Source organism: Marinobacter xiaoshiensis, from assembly GCF_031631795.1.
GTDB classification, from domain to species: Bacteria; Pseudomonadota; Gammaproteobacteria; order Pseudomonadales; family Oleiphilaceae; genus Marinobacter; species Marinobacter xiaoshiensis.
In genome coordinates this window covers 1-17,689 of sequence record NZ_JAVMBO010000008.1, presented here as the reverse complement: position 1 = coordinate 17,689, position 17,689 = coordinate 1, and the positions used below count along the sequence as shown (strand labels likewise).

The window sequence follows — 17,689 nt, the reverse complement described above, 5'->3', positions numbered from 1 at the left end:
TTACTCGATGATCTTGGCGACTACGCCGGCACCAACGGTACGACCGCCTTCGCGAATCGCGAAGCGCAGGCCATCTTCCATGGCGATCGGAGCAATCAACGTTACTTCCATCTGAACGTTGTCACCAGGCATAACCATTTCCACGCCTTCCGGCAATTCACAGGAACCAGTTACGTCAGTCGTACGGAAGTAGAACTGAGGACGGTAGCCCTTGAAGAACGGAGTGTGACGACCACCCTCATCCTTGCTCAGTACGTATACTTCACACTCGAACTTGGTGTGCGGCTTGATGCTGCCCGGCTTACACAGAACCTGACCACGCTCAACGTCGTCACGCTTGGTACCACGAAGCAGTACACCCACGTTCTCGCCCGCACGACCTTCGTCGAGAAGCTTACGGAACATCTCAACACCGGTACAAGTCGTCTTGACGGTATCCTTGATACCAACAATCTCAACTTCCTCACCAACCTTGACGATACCGCGCTCAACACGCCCGGTTACAACCGTACCACGACCGGAGATAGAGAACACATCTTCAATCGGCAGCAGGAACGGCTGATCAATCGCACGCTCCGGCTCAGGGATGTAATCATCCAGAGCTTCTACCAGCTTCTTGACCGCGGTGGTGCCCATTTCGTTGTCGTCTTTGCCCTGCAAAGCCATCAGAGCAGAACCGGTGATGATCGGAGTGTCGTCACCCGGGAAGTCGTACGCGCTCAACAGCTCGCGAACTTCCATCTCTACCAGCTCAAGCAGCTCTTCATCGTCAACCATGTCCGCTTTGTTCAGGAACACAACGATGTAAGGAACACCCACCTGACGAGACAGCAGGATGTGCTCACGCGTCTGAGGCATAGGGCCGTCAGCTGCGGAACAAACCAGAATCGCACCATCCATCTGTGCCGCACCAGTGATCATGTTCTTCACATAATCCGCGTGGCCCGGGCAGTCTACGTGTGCGTAGTGACGGTTAGGAGAATCGTACTCAACGTGAGAGGTCGCAATGGTAATACCACGCGCACGCTCTTCCGGTGCGTTATCGATCTGATCGAATGCACTCGCAGAACCTGTGCCCCAAACTTCGTGACATACACGAGTCAGAGCAGCGGTCAGAGTCGTCTTACCATGGTCAACGTGACCAATAGTGCCCACGTTAAGGTGTGGCTTAATACGCTCAAATTTAGATTTAGACACAGTTACACCTCTTCCTGTTTCTTAAGTCCTGGGTATCAACCCTTTTTAATGATTGCTTCGGCTATGTTGTTCGGGGCTTCCGCATACCGCGAAAACTCCATTGCGTAGGACGCGCGACCCTGAGTAGCAGAGCGCAAATCCGTGGCATAACCAAACATTTCCGACAACGGAACCTCGGCGCGAACAATCTTGCCCGCAACACCGTCATCCATACCCTGAATCAGGCCTCGGCGGCGGTTCAAATCACCTACCACGTCACCCATATAGTCTTCAGGTGTTACAACCTCGACTTTCATCATCGGCTCAAGCAGAGCCGGGTTCGCTTCCAGGGCACCCTTCTTCATTGCCATGGAACCCGCGATTTTGAACGCCATTTCGTTGGAGTCCACATCGTGGTATGAACCATCGTACAAGGTTGCCTTGATACCCAGCAGCGGATAGCCGGCCAGACAGCCGTTTTGCATCTGCTCCGAGATACCCTGCTGAACCGCTGGCACATATTCCTTGGGAACTGCACCACCGACGATCTCGTTCACGAAGATAAAGTTCTCAGCGCCCTCTTCAAGTGGCAGCGGGTCAATCCTGACCTTTACGTGACCGTACTGACCACGACCACCTGACTGGCGAACAAACTTACCTTCGACATCTACCGACTTACGAATGCATTCACGGTACGCGACTTGCGGCTTACCGATATTCGCCTCAACCTTAAACTCTCGACGCATACGGTCTACGAGGATATCGAGGTGCAGCTCGCCCATTCCAGAAATAATGGTCTGGCCACTTTCTTCGTCAGTACGCACACGGAAAGAAGGGTCTTCCTGGGCCAGTTTGCCCAGAGCCACACCCATCTTCTCCTGATCTGCCTTGGACTTGGGCTCCACAGCTACCGAGATTACCGGCTCAGGGAAATCCATCCGCTCAAGGATGATCTTGTGGTTCTCGTCACACAAGGTGTCACCAGTAGTGACGTTCTTCAAACCGATCGCAGCTGCGATATCGCCGGCCAGAACTTCCTTGATCTCTTCCCGGTCGTTAGCGTGCATTTGAACCATTCGGCCCACACGCTCTCTTTTACCTTTAACAGAGTTGAATACGGAGTTACCGGATTCGAGCCTGCCGGAGTAAACCCGGAAGAAGGTCAAAGAACCAACGAACGGATCCGTAGCAATCTTGAACGCCAACGCTGCAAACGGAGCATTGTCGTCAACTGGACGCGTATCCTCGGTGCCTTCGTCGTCGATTTCACCGCGAATGGCTTTAACTTCGTCCGGAGCCGGCAAATACTCGATAACAGCATCAAGAACTGCAGGCACACCCTTGTTCTTGAACGCGGAGCCACAGCAAGCCAGCACGATCTCGTTAGATAGAGTACGAGCACGCAAACCGGCTTTAATCTCTTCTACGGACAATTCGCCGCCTTCGAGATACCGCTCCATAAATTCTTCGTTGGCCTCAGCCGCTGCTTCGACCAGAGCCTCACGGTACTTGGCTACTTCGTCGACCATATCCGCAGGAATTTCATCCTCGCGGTAAGTCATCCCCAAGTCGTCATCACTCCAGTAAATCGCTTTACCGCGAAGCAGATCGACAACACCGGCAAACTGATCTTCAGAGCCAATAGGCAACTGAAGAGCCACTGGCGTTGCGCCCAGACGGGTCTTGATCTGCTCAACCACGCGCAGGAAGTCAGCACCAGCACGGTCCATCTTGTTGACGAACACCATGCGAGGGACTTCGTACTTGTTAGCCTGACGCCATACGGTCTCAGACTGCGGCTCAACACCGGAGGACCCGCAGAATACAACCACAGCACCATCGAGAACCCGCAGGGAACGCTCAACTTCGATAGTGAAGTCTACGTGCCCCGGGGTATCAATCACGTTGATACGGTGCTCATCAAACTGCTTATCCATACCCTGCCAAAATGTAGTAACAGCGGCAGAGGTGATGGTTATACCACGCTCCTGCTCTTGCTCCATCCAGTCAGTGGTGGACGCGCCATCATGGGTCTCGCCCATCTTATGGCTACGACCCGTATAGTAAAGAATACGCTCGGTCGTTGTGGTTTTGCCCGCATCAACGTGCGCACAGATACCAATGTTTCTGTAACGTTTAATCGGAGTTTTGCGTGCCACTGTATAAACCTCGGCTGTTTAGAAACGGAAGTGAGAGAAGGCTTTGTTGGCATCTGCCATACGGTGAACATCTTCACGCTTCTTGACAGCAGCACCTTTGCTGTCAGCCGCATCAAGAATCTCACCTGCCAGACGCTGGGCCATGGATTTCTCGCCGCGCTTCCGTGAAAACTCTACGAGCCAGCGCATTGCCAGCGCGTTCTGACGGGAAGGCCGTACTTCTACAGGCACCTGGTAAGTAGCACCACCGACACGACGGGACTTAACCTCAACCATCGGCTGGATGTTTTCCAGGGCCTTCTCGAACATTTCGATCGGCTCTTCTTTGGACTTCTCGGCAACAATTGTCAGGGCGCCATAAACAATGCGCTCTGCAACCGCTTTCTTACCGCTTTCCATCACGTGGTTGATGAACTTGGCAAGACGCGCACTACCGAACTTGGGATCCGGGATTATTTCCCGTTTTGCTGCAACTCTTCTTCTAGGCATCGATAAGCCCTTATCTAATTAAAAGGTCTTCAGGAACCCCTGAGATAGCCGACGGCTACTCAGCCTTACTCTTACCGTTCTGACAAGCAACGATAAAAGACACTCTTTCGGCACATTACGACTTGGGTCGTTTTGCACCGTACTTGGAGCGACCCTGCTTACGGTTCTGTACACCCTGGGTGTCCAGTGTTCCGCGAACAGTGTGATAGCGCACACCCGGAAGGTCTTTTACTCGACCGCCACGGATCAGCACAACACTGTGCTCCTGAAGGTTGTGACCTTCACCACCAATGTATGAGGAAACCTCGAAGCCGTTGGTCAGACGAACACGGCACACTTTACGCAGTGCTGAGTTCGGCTTCTTCGGCGTTGTGGTGTAAACACGAGTGCAAACACCACGGCGCTGAGGACAGGCCTGAAGAGCAGGAACGTCGCTCTTGGCTACCTTGCGCTTACGAGGCTTACGCACCAACTGATTAATCGTTGCCATGTAAGCAAACTCCAAAAAACCATATCAATGAAACTTACCCCCAGTGAAGGGGGTAAAATTTAAGGGACGCAAGTTTAAGCCTGCGCCCCCGGACAGTCAAGATGACTGTTCTCTTTTTAACCACCCCCGCATAAGTATCTACACGGAGGCGGCGCACCAAACTTAACCTCCGCGGTTAAGCTCTGCGCTCAGAGCCTCTTCAACATCAGCCGCTGTAACGCCCTGCTGTTCCAGTTCACGCTTGCGGCGACGCTCTGCGTGATAAGCCAAACCGGTTCCTGCGGGAATCAGTCGACCGACAACGACGTTTTCTTTCAGGCCGCGCAGGAAATCACGCTTGCCAGTTACCGCACCTTCGGTGAGTACCCGGGTTGTTTCCTGGAACGAAGCTGCAGAGATGAACGATTCTGTTGCAAGAGATGCCTTGGTGATACCCAGCAACAAACGCTCAAATCTTGCTGGCTCTTTATCAGCCGCAATCGCCTTTTCGTTTTCTTCCAGAAGCCTTGTGATCTCAAGCTGATCACCGGACATCAGGGTGGTATCACCCGGATCGGTAACTTCAACCTTACGCAGCATCTGACGGACGATAACCTCAATGTGTTTATCGTTGATGACAACACCCTGGAGGCGATATACGTCCTGGATCTCGTTGGTGATGTATCTCGCCAACTCAACCACGCCCAGCAGACGCAAAATGTCGTGCGGGTTAGACGGCCCATCTGAAATCACTTCGCCTTTCTCAACGGTTTCGCCTTCGAAAACGTTCATCTGACGATGCTTCGGGATCAGCACTTCGTATGGGTCTGCATCTTTCGGAGTCAGCACCAGGCGCTTTTTGCCCTTGGTCTCTTTACCGAACGACACTACGCCACTGATCTCGGCAAGAATAGACGATTCCTTGGGACGACGCGCTTCGAACAGGTCAGCAACCCGTGGCAGACCACCGGTGATGTCGCGAGTTTTCGAGCTTGCCTGTGGAATACGTGCTACCACATCACCCAGTTCGATACGTGCGCCATTCGCCATGGTTACCAGGGCATTTGCTGGCATGAAGAAGATCGCTGCGCCACCTGTGGGCAGATCAACGTCATTACCCGCTTCATCAACCATCTGAATGGCCGGGCGAATATCTTTACCCGCAGCTGGACGCTCCTTCGGATCGATGATTTCCATCGTCGACAAGCCGGTGAGCTCATCTGTCTGGGTACGCACGGTAATGCCCTGGTCCATGTTGACGAACTTGGCAATACCTTCTGCTTCCGCGATGATTGGGTGAGTATGTGGATCCCACTTGGCAACCACTACACCCGCCTCAACTTCATCACCGCTCTTCACTGACAATACAGCGCCGTATGGAAGCTTGTACCACTCCCGCTCACGCCCTTGGTCATCAGCAATTGCCAAAGCAGATGAACGGGATATAACTACCAGCGAACCATCTGACCTCTGGAGAGACTTCAGGTTATGCAGGCGAACAGTACCGCCATGCTTTACCTGGACATTATCTACTGCTGATGCCCGACTGGCCGCACCACCGATGTGGAAGGTACGCATCGTAAGCTGGGTTCCCGGCTCTCCGATAGACTGGGCAGCAATAACACCCACTGCCTCACCAACGTTAACGCGGTGACCACGTGCCAGATCGCGACCATAGCACTTGGAGCAAATGCCGTGGCGAGTTTCACAGGTAATCGCAGAGCGAACCCAGACCTCATCCACACCAGCGCCTTCGAGCTCTTCAATCGTCTTCTCGTCCAGCAAAGTGCCGGCTGCAACTACGGCGTTGTCCTTATCGGTAGGAGTGAAGGTATCCCGGGCAGTAACACGACCCAGTACACGATCACCCAGAGGTACAACTACGTCACCGCCTTCGATGTGCGGCGTCATCAACAGACCTTCTTCTGTACCGCAATCCTCTTCGGTAACAACGAGATCCTGTGAGACGTCAACCAGGCGGCGAGTCAGATAACCGGAGTTGGCCGTTTTCAGTGCCGTATCCGCCAGACCCTTACGAGCACCGTGAGTCGAGATAAAGTACTGAAGTACGTTCAGGCCTTCACGGAAGTTCGCGGTGATTGGCGTTTCAATGATCGAGCCATCCGGCTTTGCCATCAAACCACGCATACCAGCGAGCTGACGAATCTGGGCTGCAGAGCCTCGAGCGCCGGAGTCCGCCATCATGTAGACGGAGTTGAAAGACTCCTGCATCAGGTCTTCGCCATCTTCGCCTTTAACGGGATTGCCGTCAGGGCCGATAACTTTCTCTTTGGAGAGTCGCTGCATCATGGCCTTGGAGACCTTGTCGTTAGCGCGCGACCAGATATCGATAACCTTGTTGTACTTCTCACCCTGCGTAAGCAGACCTGAAGCGTACTGGTTTTCAATATCCTTCACTTCATCAGAGGCGGCATCGACCAGCTCATACTTCTCTGGCGGAATTTCGAAGTCGTTGAAACCGATCGAAATACCAGAAACCGTCGCGTAGTGATAACCCATGTACATGAGCTGATCTGCGAAGATAACTGTTTCTTTCAAACCGGCATCCCGGTAACAGGTGTTGATCAGGTTCGAGATCGCCTTCTTGACCATGGGCTTATTCACCAGGTCGTAAGAAAGGCCGTCAGGAACAATATCAAACAGAAGTGCGCGACCAACCGTAGTGTCCACGATCTTGTATTCTTCAGTGCGCTCGCCACCCTCAAGAATGGCAACTTCCTTCACACGCACCTTAACCATGGCCTGCAGATCAACTTTGCCAGCGCCGTAGGCACGATGAGCTTCTTTGATGTCCGCAAAGACCATGCCCTCACCGAGCGCACTTTTGCGCTCACGGGTCATGTAATAGAGCCCAAGTACCACGTCCTGGGACGGAACAATGATAGGCTCACCGTTCGCGGGCGACAGGATGTTGTTGGTAGACATCATCAGCGCACGAGCTTCCAACTGCGCTTCCAGCGTCAACGGTACGTGTACCGCCATCTGATCACCGTCGAAGTCGGCGTTATAGGCGGCACAAACCAAGGGGTGCAACTGAATTGCCTTACCCTCGATCAGTACCGGCTCAAATGCCTGAATACCCAAGCGGTGCAGAGTTGGAGCACGGTTAAGCATGATCGGGTGCTGACGAATAACTTCGTCCAGGATATCCCAAACAACGCCTTCTTCGCGCTCAACCATCTTCTTGGCAGCTTTGATCGTTGTGGCCAGACCACGATGCTCAAGTTTGGAGAAAATGAACGGCTTGAACAGCTCCAACGCCATTTTCTTTGGTAGACCGCACTGATGCAGGCGTAGAGAAGGACCAACAACAATTACCGAACGGCCAGAATAGTCTACTCGCTTACCCAGCAGGTTCTGACGGAACCGACCCTGCTTACCCTTGATCATGTCAGCAAGGGACTTGAGCGGGCGCTTGTTTGTGCCGGTAATGGCACGACCGCGGCGACCGTTGTCCAGCAGCGCATCAACCGCTTCCTGTAGCATGCGCTTTTCGTTACGCACGATGATGTCAGGAGCATTCAGCTCAAGCAGTCGCTTGAGACGGTTGTTGCGGTTGATTACCCGGCGATACAAGTCGTTAAGATCTGATGTTGCAAAACGACCACCATCAAGCGGCACCAGCGGGCGCAAGTCAGGCGGAAGAACCGGCAACACTGTCATTACCATGTCGCCCGGCTTGTTGCCGGAGTACAAAAAGGCCTCAAGAATTTTCAGGCGCTTGTTGAACTTTTTGATCTTGGTTTCGGAGTTCGTCTGGGGTATTTCTTCCCGCAGTGCGTCAACCTGCTCCTGAAGATCAATCCCTTCGAGCAGCTCTTTAACGGCTTCAGCACCCATGCGGGCATCAAACTCGTCACCAAACTCTTCGAGTGCTTCGTAGTACTGCTCATCGTTCAGCAGTTGTCCGCGCTCAAGCGTGGTCATACCCGGGTCGATTACAATAAACGACTCAAAGTAAAGTACACGCTCGATATCACGCAGTGTCATGTCCAGCATCAGGCCGATACGGGACGGAAGTGACTTCAGGAACCATATATGAGCGACCGGGCTGGCCAACTCGATATGGGCCATGCGCTCACGACGTACGCTTGCCAGCGCAACTTCAACACCACATTTCTCGCAGATAACTCCGCGATGCTTGAGGCGTTTGTATTTGCCGCACAGACACTCATAGTCCTTGATCGGGCCGAAAATTTTGGCACAAAAAAGACCGTCACGCTCAGGCTTGAACGTACGGTAGTTGATGGTCTCAGGCTTCTTAACTTCACCAAAGGACCAGGACCGGATCATTTCCGGTGATGCCAACCCAATACGGATAGCATCAAATTCCTTGCTTTGGTTCTGGCTCTTGAGAAGATTCAGCAAATCTTTCATCAGTAAAAGCTCCGGATGGCGTTAATCTCGGGCGGGCACACCAAGTGCCCGCTCACGCTGCCAAAAACAATTCGGCTCACTCAGATTCCAGCTCGATGTCGATACCCAGCGAACGGATCTCCTTGACAAGAACGTTGAAGGACTCCGGCATGCCGGGCTCCATCCGATGGTCACCATCGACAATATTCTTGTACATCTTGGTCCGACCGTTCACGTCATCAGACTTAACGGTAAGCATTTCCTGCAGCGTATACGCTGCACCGTAAGCCTCGAGGGCCCACACTTCCATCTCACCGAAACGCTGACCACCGAACTGAGCCTTACCACCCAACGGCTGTTGGGTAACCAGGCTATAGGAACCGGTGGAACGGGCGTGCATCTTGTCATCGATCAGGTGGTTGAGCTTGAGGATATACATATACCCTACTGTCACCGGGCGATCGAAGGCGTCTCCTGTACGACCATCGTACAGCTTGGTCTGACCAGTAGTACTTAAACCCGCCAATTCAAGCATGTGCTTGACTTCAAATTCCTCGGCGCCATCAAAAACCGGCGTAGCCATAGGAACACCGCCACGCAGGTTATGGCACATTTCAAGGATTTCTTTGTCAGTCAAAGAGTCCAGGTCCACCTTGAACACTTCATCAGAGTGGTTGTAGATCTGATCAAGAAGCTTGCGCAGCTCGGCCACCTTGCGCTGCTCATCCAGCATTTTGCTGATGCGCTCACCCAAGCCTTTGGCCGCAGCTCCCAAGTGGGTCTCAAGCACCTGTCCGACGTTCATCCGCGAAGGAACACCCAGCGGGTTCAGCACGATATCAACGGTATTGCCGAACTCGTCGTAAGGCATGTCTTCAATCGGCATAACTGCCGAGATAACACCTTTGTTACCGTGACGACCGGCCATCTTGTCACCTGGCTGGATACGACGCTTGATCGCAAGGTAAACCTTGACGATTTTCAGCACGCCCGGAGCCAGATCATCGCCCTGTTGAAGCTTGCCCTTCTTGTCGTCAAAGCGCGCCTCGTGCTCTTTAACGCGCTCTTCAAGGCCCTGCTCGGACTTCTCGAGAAGCTCATTCAGGCTCTCATCCTGCATACGCAGCTTGAACCAGTCTGAGCGTGGCAACTCAGTCAGGTATCCCTCGTCGAGGGTTGCACCTTTCTTCAGGCCAGGACCACTGATGACTTGCTGTCCCTTCAGTGCATTCAGCAAACGCTCGAAAGTGGCACCCTCTACAATTCGGTACTCGTCTTTCAGGTCTTTGCGGTACTGGTTCAGCTGCTCTTTCTCAATAGACTGAGCACGCTGATCTTTCTCGATGCCATCGCGGGTAAAGACCTGCACATCGATTACAGTACCGCGGGTGCCTGTTGGCACACGGGAGGAGGTGTCTTTTACATCAGACGCCTTCTCACCAAAGATAGCCCTCAGCAGTTTTTCCTCTGGAGTCAGCTGAGTCTCACCTTTCGGTGTTACCTTGCCTACCAGGATATCGCCGGCACCTACCTCAGCACCAATGTAAACAATACCGGACTCATCCAACTTGGACAGCGCGCTTTCACCAACGTTTGGAATGTCCGCAGTGATTTCTTCGCTACCCAGCTTTGTATCGCGAGCCACACAGGTCAATTCCTGGATGTGGATGGTGGTCAGGCGGTCTTCCTGAACCACTTTCTCGGAGATAAGGATGGAATCCTCAAAGTTGTAACCATTCCAGGGCATAAATGCGATGCGCATGTTTTGCCCCAGAGCCAGCTCACCAAGATCGACGGAAGGTCCGTCTGCCAACACGTCACCACGGGCAACTTCATCACCCTGGCGAACAATTGAACGCTGATTAATACAGGTGTTCTGGTTCGAGCGGGTGTACTTGGTGAGGTTATAAATATCCACACCGGCATCACCAGCTTCGGTCTCTTCGTTGTTCACACGCACCACGATACGGGCCGCATCGACACTCTCGATGACACCCCCACGACGTGCCGTCACACAAACACCAGAGTCCTGAGCAACGGTACGCTCAACGCCAGTACCTACCAGAGGCACCTGCGAACGCAGTGTCGGAACAGCCTGTCGCTGCATGTTCGCACCCATCAAGGCACGGTTAGCATCATCGTGTTCAAGGAACGGAATTAACGAAGCAGCAACAGAAACAACCTGGCGTGGAGACACGTCCATGAAGTTAACGCTTTCAGGAGGCATAACCGTAGTTTCGTTCTGGTGACGTACAGTTACCAGTTCATCCTGCAGGCGTTTGCCTTCGTCCATAGCCGCACTGGCCTGAGCGATAACGTAGTTGCTCTCTTCGATAGCTGACAGGTAAACCAGCTCATCGGTCACTACGCCGTCAATAACCTTTCTGTATGGGCTCTCAAGGAAGCCATAAGAGTTGGCACGAGCATATGTTGCCAAGGAGTTGATCAGTCCAATGTTTGGACCCTCCGGGGTCTCGATCGGACACACTCGGCCATAGTGGGTCGGGTGTACGTCTCGAACCTCAAAGCCTGCACGCTCACGAGTCAGACCGCCAGGCCCAAGAGCCGAGATACGGCGCTTGTGAGTCACTTCAGACAGCGGGTTGTTCTGATCCATAAACTGGGACAGCTGGCTTGAGCCAAAGAACTCCTTAACTGCCGCTGCAACCGGCTTGGCGTTGATCAGATCCTGCGGCATCAAGCCTTCGCTTTCTGCAAGGCTCAGGCGCTCACGAACCGCACGCTCTACACGAACGAGACCAACGCGGAACTGGTTCTCTGCCATTTCACCGACACAACGCACGCGACGGTTACCCAGGTTATCAATATCGTCAACTGTGCCCTGACCGTTACGGATATCGATCAGAGTCTTAAGGACATCAATGATGTCTTCGTGAGTCAGCGTACCTTCGCCTGTGCTTTCTTCGCGGCGCAGACGACGGTTGAGCTTCATCCGGCCAACGGCAGACAGGTCATAACGCTCTTCGGAGAAGAAGAGGTTATTGAACAGATTCTCTGCCGAATCTTTGGTGGGTGGCTCCCCGGGACGCATCATCCGGTAAATTTCCACCAAAGCTTCCAATGGGCTGCGGGTCGGGTCGATACGCAGGGTATCGGACATAAACGGACCGCAATCCAGGTCGTTGGTATAAAGAGTCTCGATCTCAGTGACGCCAGCATCGAGAATCTTGGCAACAACTTCTTCACTGAGCTCAGTATTACACTCAACCAGCACTTCACCACTGGCCTTATCGATCATATCCTTGGCCAGAACACGGCCGTACAGATACTCAGTGGGAACCTCAAGTTCATTAATGCCTGCTTTTTCCAGCTGCTTGATGTGGCGCGCCGTTATACGGCGACCTTCTTCAACAATCAGCTTGCCGTCGTTGTCCTTGATATCAAAAGTCGCGATATCACCACGAAGGCGGCTTGGCACCAACTCCAGCTTGCATGTTTCAGCGCCCAGAGTGAACTTGCTGGTATCAAAGAACATCGCGAGCATTTGCTCAGACGTATAACCAAGCGAGCGCAATAGGATTGAAGCCGGCAATTTGCGTCGACGGTCAATCCGAACGAAAACAGCGTCCTTTGGATCGAATTCGAAATCGAGCCAGGAACCACGGTAAGGAATCACCCGGGCTGAATAAAGCAGCTTGCCGGATGAATGGGTTTTACCTTTGTCATGGTCAAAGAACACACCGGGAGAGCGGTGGAGCTGGGAAACGATAACACGCTCAGTACCGTTGATAACGAAGGTACCATTTTCAGTCATCAAGGGCATTTCGCCCATGTAGACTTCCTGTTCTTTGATGTCCTTGATCGCCTTGTTGGACGATTCCTTATCATAAATGATAAGGCGAACTTTCACTCTCAGCGGCGCCGCGTATGTTACGCCCCTAAGCTGGCATTCCTTAACATCGAATACAGGCTCACCAATGCGGTAGCTCACATATTCGAGTGCTGCATTGCCAGAATAGCTGGCAATCGGGAATACGGATTTGAATGCTGCATGAAGACCGGTTTCCCGACGATCTCCAGGTGCGGCTTCCATTTGCAGGAAGTCCCGAAATGAATCCAGCTGAATAGACAGCAAATAGGGGACATCCATCACGGAAGGCAATTTACTAAAATCTTTGCGAATCCGCTTTTTTTCAGTGTAGGAGTAAGTCATCTGCATTCCCCAGCTTTAGACCTGATACCTGGTATCAAGAAGCAACCAATGTTCTGCTTCGGGGCCGAATTGCTCGGCTTATCGCGCCGTCTTGAACGAAGACCCTGGCAAACGTTTGCAGATCCAAACAAACCTGCATCCGAGTACCAGACTCTATAGCATATACAACAGAAAAAGGCCGGTGGCACAAAGCCACCAGCCTGTCTGCGCTTAAAGCGCAGTTTCGATCAACAGCCGACCCTTACTTAAGCTCAACAGAAGCGCCTGCTTCCTCAAGCTTCTTTTTAGCTTCTTCTGCGTCAGCCTTGCTCGCTGCTTCCTTGATAGTGGAAGGCGCGCCGTCAACCAGTTCTTTAGCTTCTTTCAGACCCAGACCGGTCAGTTCACGAACAGCCTTGATAACGTTAACTTTCTTCTCGCCAACGCCAGTCAGAACAATATCAAACTCAGTCTGCTCTTCAGCAGCGGCAGCGTCGCCACCAGCAGCTGCAGGTGCAGCAGCAACAGCAGCAGCGGCAGATACGCCGAACTTCTCTTCCATTGCTTCAACCAGCGCAACAACATCCATTACGCTCATTTCTGCAATTGCATTCAAAATATCGTCTTTAGACAGAGCCATGACTTTCTCCCAAAAAAATAAATATGGTGTTCAACAGAATCAAGCAGCTTCTTGCTTCTGGTCTCGAACTGCCGCAACGGCGCGAGTCACTTTCGAAGGAACTTCGTTCAGTGTCCGTGCCAGCTTGGTGATTGGTGCCTGTGTTACCGCAGCCAGCATCGTCAACGCTTCGTGACGTGTTGGCAGCTTGGCAAGACGATCGATCTGGTCTGCGCCCATCAGCTCACCGCCGACTGCCAGTCCTTTAATCTCGAATGCGTCTTTCTCTTTAGCAAAATCCTTAAGCAGGCGTGCAGCCGCTCCCGGATCTTCCATTGAGAATGCCAGAATGGTAGGGCCGACCAGAGCCTCATCAATGCACTCAAACTCTGTGCCACGAATAGCGATCTTCGCCAGGTTGTTACGAACAACCTTGAGACGCACATTTTCGGCACGAGCTTTGGCACGCAGAGCCGTCATATCACCAGAGGTGACACCACGGTAGTCAGCCAGAACCACAGACAGAGCACCACCGGCAGTCTCGTTGACTTCAGCGACGATCGCTTTCTTGTCTTCGAGTCTAATTGCCACTGGATTTCTCCTCGATTTCGCCAGGGGTATTCCCGGCAAACCCATCATTGCCCTGGAAGCCTGATATACAAGGCTTCCTATGGGCGCCTTAACGGTGTTTGGGTTCAGAGAGAACGTCTTCACACCGTCTGCGCAGGCGTTGCTTTAACCCTTCCAGCCAAAAGACTTCAGGGGCCTGCGGTCTTTGACAGCCTTGGCTTCCGCCCAGACTACAAAGTAACTACCGATCAAAAGATCAGATATCAAGACCGCTTTGATCGATAGTCAGGCCAGGACCCATCGTTGACGAGAGAGTGATCTTCTTGAGATACACACCTTTCGCCGAGGACGGCTTGGCCTTTTTCAGATCTGCTACCAGAGCCTCAAGGTTTTCCTTGATGTTCTGGGCAGAGAATTCGACATTACCTAACGGCGAATGGATGATACCATTCTTGTCCGTGCGGTAGCGCACCTGACCCGCTTTGGCGTTTTTGACTGCAGTCTCAACGTCAGGGGTAACAGTACCTACTTTCGGGTTAGGCATCAGGCCACGAGGACCCAGGATCTGACCGAGCTGACCAACAACACGCATGGCATCCGGGGTGGCAATTACCACGTCGAAATCCATGTTTCCTTTCTTAACTTCTTCAGCAAGATCATCCATACCGACAATGTCGGCGCCAGCAGCAGTCGCTTTCTCAGCGTTTGCACCCTGAGTAAATACTGCAACGCGGACAGTTTTACCTGTACCGTGCGGCAACACAGTGCTGCTACGAACAACCTGGTCAGATTTACGTGCGTCAACACCAAGATTGATTGCAACGTCTACTGATTCTTTGAACTTTACGCTTTGCCCCAACTCGACCAGCAGTGATACCGCTTCGTCTACAGAGTAAGAACGCGTCGACTCAACCTTCGAGCGAATAAGCTTCTGACGCTTGCTCATTTTAGACATGTTACACGCCCTCCACGGTGAGGCCCATGCTGCGGGCAGTTCCAGCAATGGTGCGAACCGCTGCATCCATATCGGCAGCAGTCAGATCTGGCTCTTTGGTCTTGGCAATTTCTTCGAGCTGCTCGCGAGTCACCTTGCCAACCTTTTCGGTATTCGGACGACCAGATCCACTCTTGACACCAGCAGCCTTCTTGAGAAGAACAGGTGCGGGCGGGGTCTTGGTAACAAATGTGAAACTACGGTCGCTGTAAACAGTAATAACTGTAGGAATCGGCAAACCGGCTTCCATATCCTGGGTCTTTGCGTTAAACGCTTTACAAAACTCCATGATATTAACACCACGCTGACCCAGAGCAGGGCCTACGGGGGGGCTCGGGTTGGCCTTACCGGCAGCAACCTGAAGCTTGATATATGCTTCTATCTTTTTAGCCATGATAGTACTCCTATGGGTTCAAACGCCTTTCGGCTCCCCGTTGCAGACACAAAAAGCCCGCGACGCCTTAGCGCGCGAGCCTTCCGGTTTTAAAGCTACCGATCAGTCTTTCTCGACCTGCCCGAACTCCAACTCAACCGGAGTTGAGCGGCCGAAAATCAGAACAGCAACCTTGACCCGACTCTTGCCGTAGTCAACTTCTTCCACAACGCCATTGAAGTCAGCAAACGGACCTTCAATAACGCGAACAACCTCGCCTGGCTCAAACAACGTCTTCGGCTTGGGCTTGTCAGCACCGCTTTCAACGCGACGCAGAATAGCTTCAGCTTCCCGCTCGGTAATCGGAGCAGGCTTATCCTTGGTTCCACCGATAAAACCAAGCACACGAGGCGTATTCTTTACAAGGTGCCAAGTGCCGTCATCCATTTCCATTTGCACGAGAACGTATCCAGGATAAAACTTGCGCTCACTTTTGCGCTTCTTCCCATCACGCATCTCAACAACTTCTTCGGTAGGAACCAGGATCTCACCGAACCTGTCCTCCATACCCTCAAGCGCTATGCGCTCGATGAGAGTGCGCATCACGTGCTTTTCGTAGCCAGAATATGCATGAACCACGTACCAGCGCTTAGCCATTGCCCACTCCTGTTAACCTATGAATCCGGCGACCAGCCAGCTGATTATGGAGTCCATACCCCACAACAACAGAGACACAACCAGCACAAAAACCACAACAATAATCGTGGTCTGAACCAGCTCTGGCCTAGTGGGCCATACCACCTTCCGGATCTCGACACGAGCCTCTTTCAGAAGAGTCGCGAAACGCCGACCACGCGTCGTTTGCAAAGCCACAAGAGCTGCAACGATAGCGAGTACAACAAGAGCCAGAACCCGATACAGCAAAGACTCGGCGCTGAAATACTGATTACCGACAACACCAACGGCGATCAGCACGAACACAACTAACCACTTCACTACATCGAAGCGACTGTTTGATTGAACAGCTTTTGACTCCATGGGAATCAACTTATGTATCCGGATGTTAGAAAAATGGCAGGCCAGGAGGGAATCGAACCCCCAACCTGCGGTTTTGGAGACCGCTGCTCTGCCAATTGAGCTACTGGCCTGCACCGAAACTACTCAGTGCACTTTCTATCAAACGCGCCACAAGGGCGCGCTTGGTACTCGGGTAATATATTACTCGATGATCTTGGCGACTACGCCGGCACCAACGGTACGACCGCCTTCGCGAATCGCGAAGCGCAGGCCATCTTCCATGGCGATCGGAGCAATCAACGTTACTTCCATCTGAACGTTGTCACCAGGCATAACCATTTCCACGCCTTCCGGCAATTCACAGGAACCAGTTACGTCAGTCGTACGGAAGTAGAACTGAGGACGGTAGCCCTTGAAGAACGGAGTGTGACGACCACCCTCATCCTTGCTCAGTACGTATACTTCACACTCGAACTTGGTGTGCGGCTTGATGCTGCCCGGCTTACACAGAACCTGACCACGCTCAACGTCGTCACGCTTGGTACCACGAAGCAGTACACCCACGTTCTCGCCCGCACGACCTTCGTCGAGAAGCTTACGGAACATCTCAACACCGGTACAAGTCGTCTTGACGGTATCCTTGATACCAACAATCTCAACTTCCTCACCAACCTTGACGATACCGCGCTCAACACGCCCGGTTACAACCGTACCACGACCGGAGATAGAGAACACATCTTCAATCGGCAGCAGGAACGGCTGATCAATCGCACGCTCCGGCTCAGGGATGTAATCATCCAGAGCTTCTACCAGCTTCTTGACCGCGGTGGTGCCCATTTCGTTGTCGTCTTTGCCCTGCAAAGCCATCAGAGCAGAACCGGTGATGATCGGAGTGTCGTCACCCGGGAAGTCGTACGCGCTCAACAGCTCGCGAACTTCCATCTCTACCAGCTCAAGCAGCTCTTCATCGTCAACCATGTCCGCTTTGTTCAGGAACACAACGATGTAAGGAACACCCACCTGACGAGACAGCAGGATGTGCTCACGCGTCTGAGGCATAGGGCCGTCAGCTGCGGAACAAACCAGAATCGCACCATCCATCTGTGCCGCACCAGTGATCATGTTCTTCACATAATCCGCGTGGCCCGGGCAGTCTACGTGTGCGTAGTGACGGTTAGGAGAATCGTACTCAACGTGAGAGGTCGCAATGGTAATACCACGCGCACGCTCTTCCGGTGCGTTATCGATCTGATCGAATGCACTCGCAGAACCTGTGCCCCAAACTTCGTGACA

The 17,689-nt window shown here is 52.8% G+C and carries 13 protein-coding genes and 1 tRNA gene; all 14 read right to left on the bottom strand.

All coding sequences use genetic code 11. The features are described from left to right. The gene (tuf, locus tag RKA07_RS07520) at window positions 1-1,197 is read right to left on the bottom strand and encodes an elongation factor Tu (RefSeq protein WP_310966022.1); all 1,197 of its coding nucleotides are present in this window, start codon (window positions 1,195-1,197) and stop codon (window positions 1-3) included. A gap of 35 nt (window positions 1,198-1,232) precedes the next feature. After that, window positions 1,233-3,335: an elongation factor G gene (gene fusA, locus RKA07_RS07515; RefSeq protein WP_200371884.1), complete on the bottom strand. Its 2,103-nt coding sequence runs from the start codon at window positions 3,333-3,335 to the stop codon at window positions 1,233-1,235. Between the two features lie 18 nt (window positions 3,336-3,353). Next, window positions 3,354-3,824, bottom strand: a complete 471-nt coding sequence (gene rpsG / locus RKA07_RS07510) for a 30S ribosomal protein S7 (RefSeq protein ID WP_200205292.1) — start codon at window positions 3,822-3,824, stop codon at window positions 3,354-3,356. Between the two features lie 115 nt (window positions 3,825-3,939). After that, window positions 3,940-4,314: a 30S ribosomal protein S12 gene (gene rpsL / locus RKA07_RS07505; protein WP_012139854.1), complete on the bottom strand. Its 375-nt coding sequence runs from the start codon at window positions 4,312-4,314 to the stop codon at window positions 3,940-3,942. Between the two features lie 162 nt (window positions 4,315-4,476). Further along, window positions 4,477-8,691: a DNA-directed RNA polymerase subunit beta' gene (gene rpoC, locus RKA07_RS07500; RefSeq protein WP_200371883.1), complete on the bottom strand. Its 4,215-nt coding sequence runs from the start codon at window positions 8,689-8,691 to the stop codon at window positions 4,477-4,479. A gap of 76 nt (window positions 8,692-8,767) precedes the next feature. Then, window positions 8,768-12,844, bottom strand: a complete 4,077-nt coding sequence (rpoB, locus tag RKA07_RS07495) for a DNA-directed RNA polymerase subunit beta (RefSeq protein ID WP_200205297.1) — start codon at window positions 12,842-12,844, stop codon at window positions 8,768-8,770. 241 nt (window positions 12,845-13,085) lie between these two features. Further along, entirely contained in the window at window positions 13,086-13,463 is a 378-nt protein-coding gene (gene rplL, locus RKA07_RS07490; RefSeq protein ID WP_200205299.1) for a 50S ribosomal protein L7/L12, read from the bottom strand. A gap of 39 nt (window positions 13,464-13,502) precedes the next feature. Beyond that, entirely contained in the window at window positions 13,503-14,033 is a 531-nt protein-coding gene (gene rplJ, locus RKA07_RS07485; protein WP_200205301.1) for a 50S ribosomal protein L10, read from the bottom strand. 235 nt (window positions 14,034-14,268) lie between these two features. Continuing rightward, window positions 14,269-14,967: a 50S ribosomal protein L1 gene (gene rplA / locus RKA07_RS07480; protein ID WP_200205303.1), complete on the bottom strand. Its 699-nt coding sequence runs from the start codon at window positions 14,965-14,967 to the stop codon at window positions 14,269-14,271. A 1-nt stretch (window position 14,968) separates the two neighbouring features. Next, window positions 14,969-15,400, bottom strand: a complete 432-nt coding sequence (gene rplK, locus RKA07_RS07475) for a 50S ribosomal protein L11 (RefSeq protein ID WP_200205305.1) — start codon at window positions 15,398-15,400, stop codon at window positions 14,969-14,971. Between the two features lie 102 nt (window positions 15,401-15,502). After that, window positions 15,503-16,036: a transcription termination/antitermination protein NusG gene (gene nusG, locus RKA07_RS07470; protein WP_200205307.1), complete on the bottom strand. Its 534-nt coding sequence runs from the start codon at window positions 16,034-16,036 to the stop codon at window positions 15,503-15,505. Between the two features lie 12 nt (window positions 16,037-16,048). Then, entirely contained in the window at window positions 16,049-16,417 is a 369-nt protein-coding gene (gene secE, locus RKA07_RS07465; RefSeq protein ID WP_200205309.1) for a preprotein translocase subunit SecE, read from the bottom strand. A gap of 34 nt (window positions 16,418-16,451) precedes the next feature. Continuing rightward, window positions 16,452-16,527: transfer RNA gene (locus RKA07_RS07460), tRNA-Trp, on the bottom strand. A gap of 70 nt (window positions 16,528-16,597) precedes the next feature. Continuing rightward, window positions 16,598-17,689: elongation factor Tu (gene tuf, locus RKA07_RS07455; RefSeq protein WP_310966021.1), on the bottom strand; the 1,092-nt coding region annotated here is incomplete at its 5' end.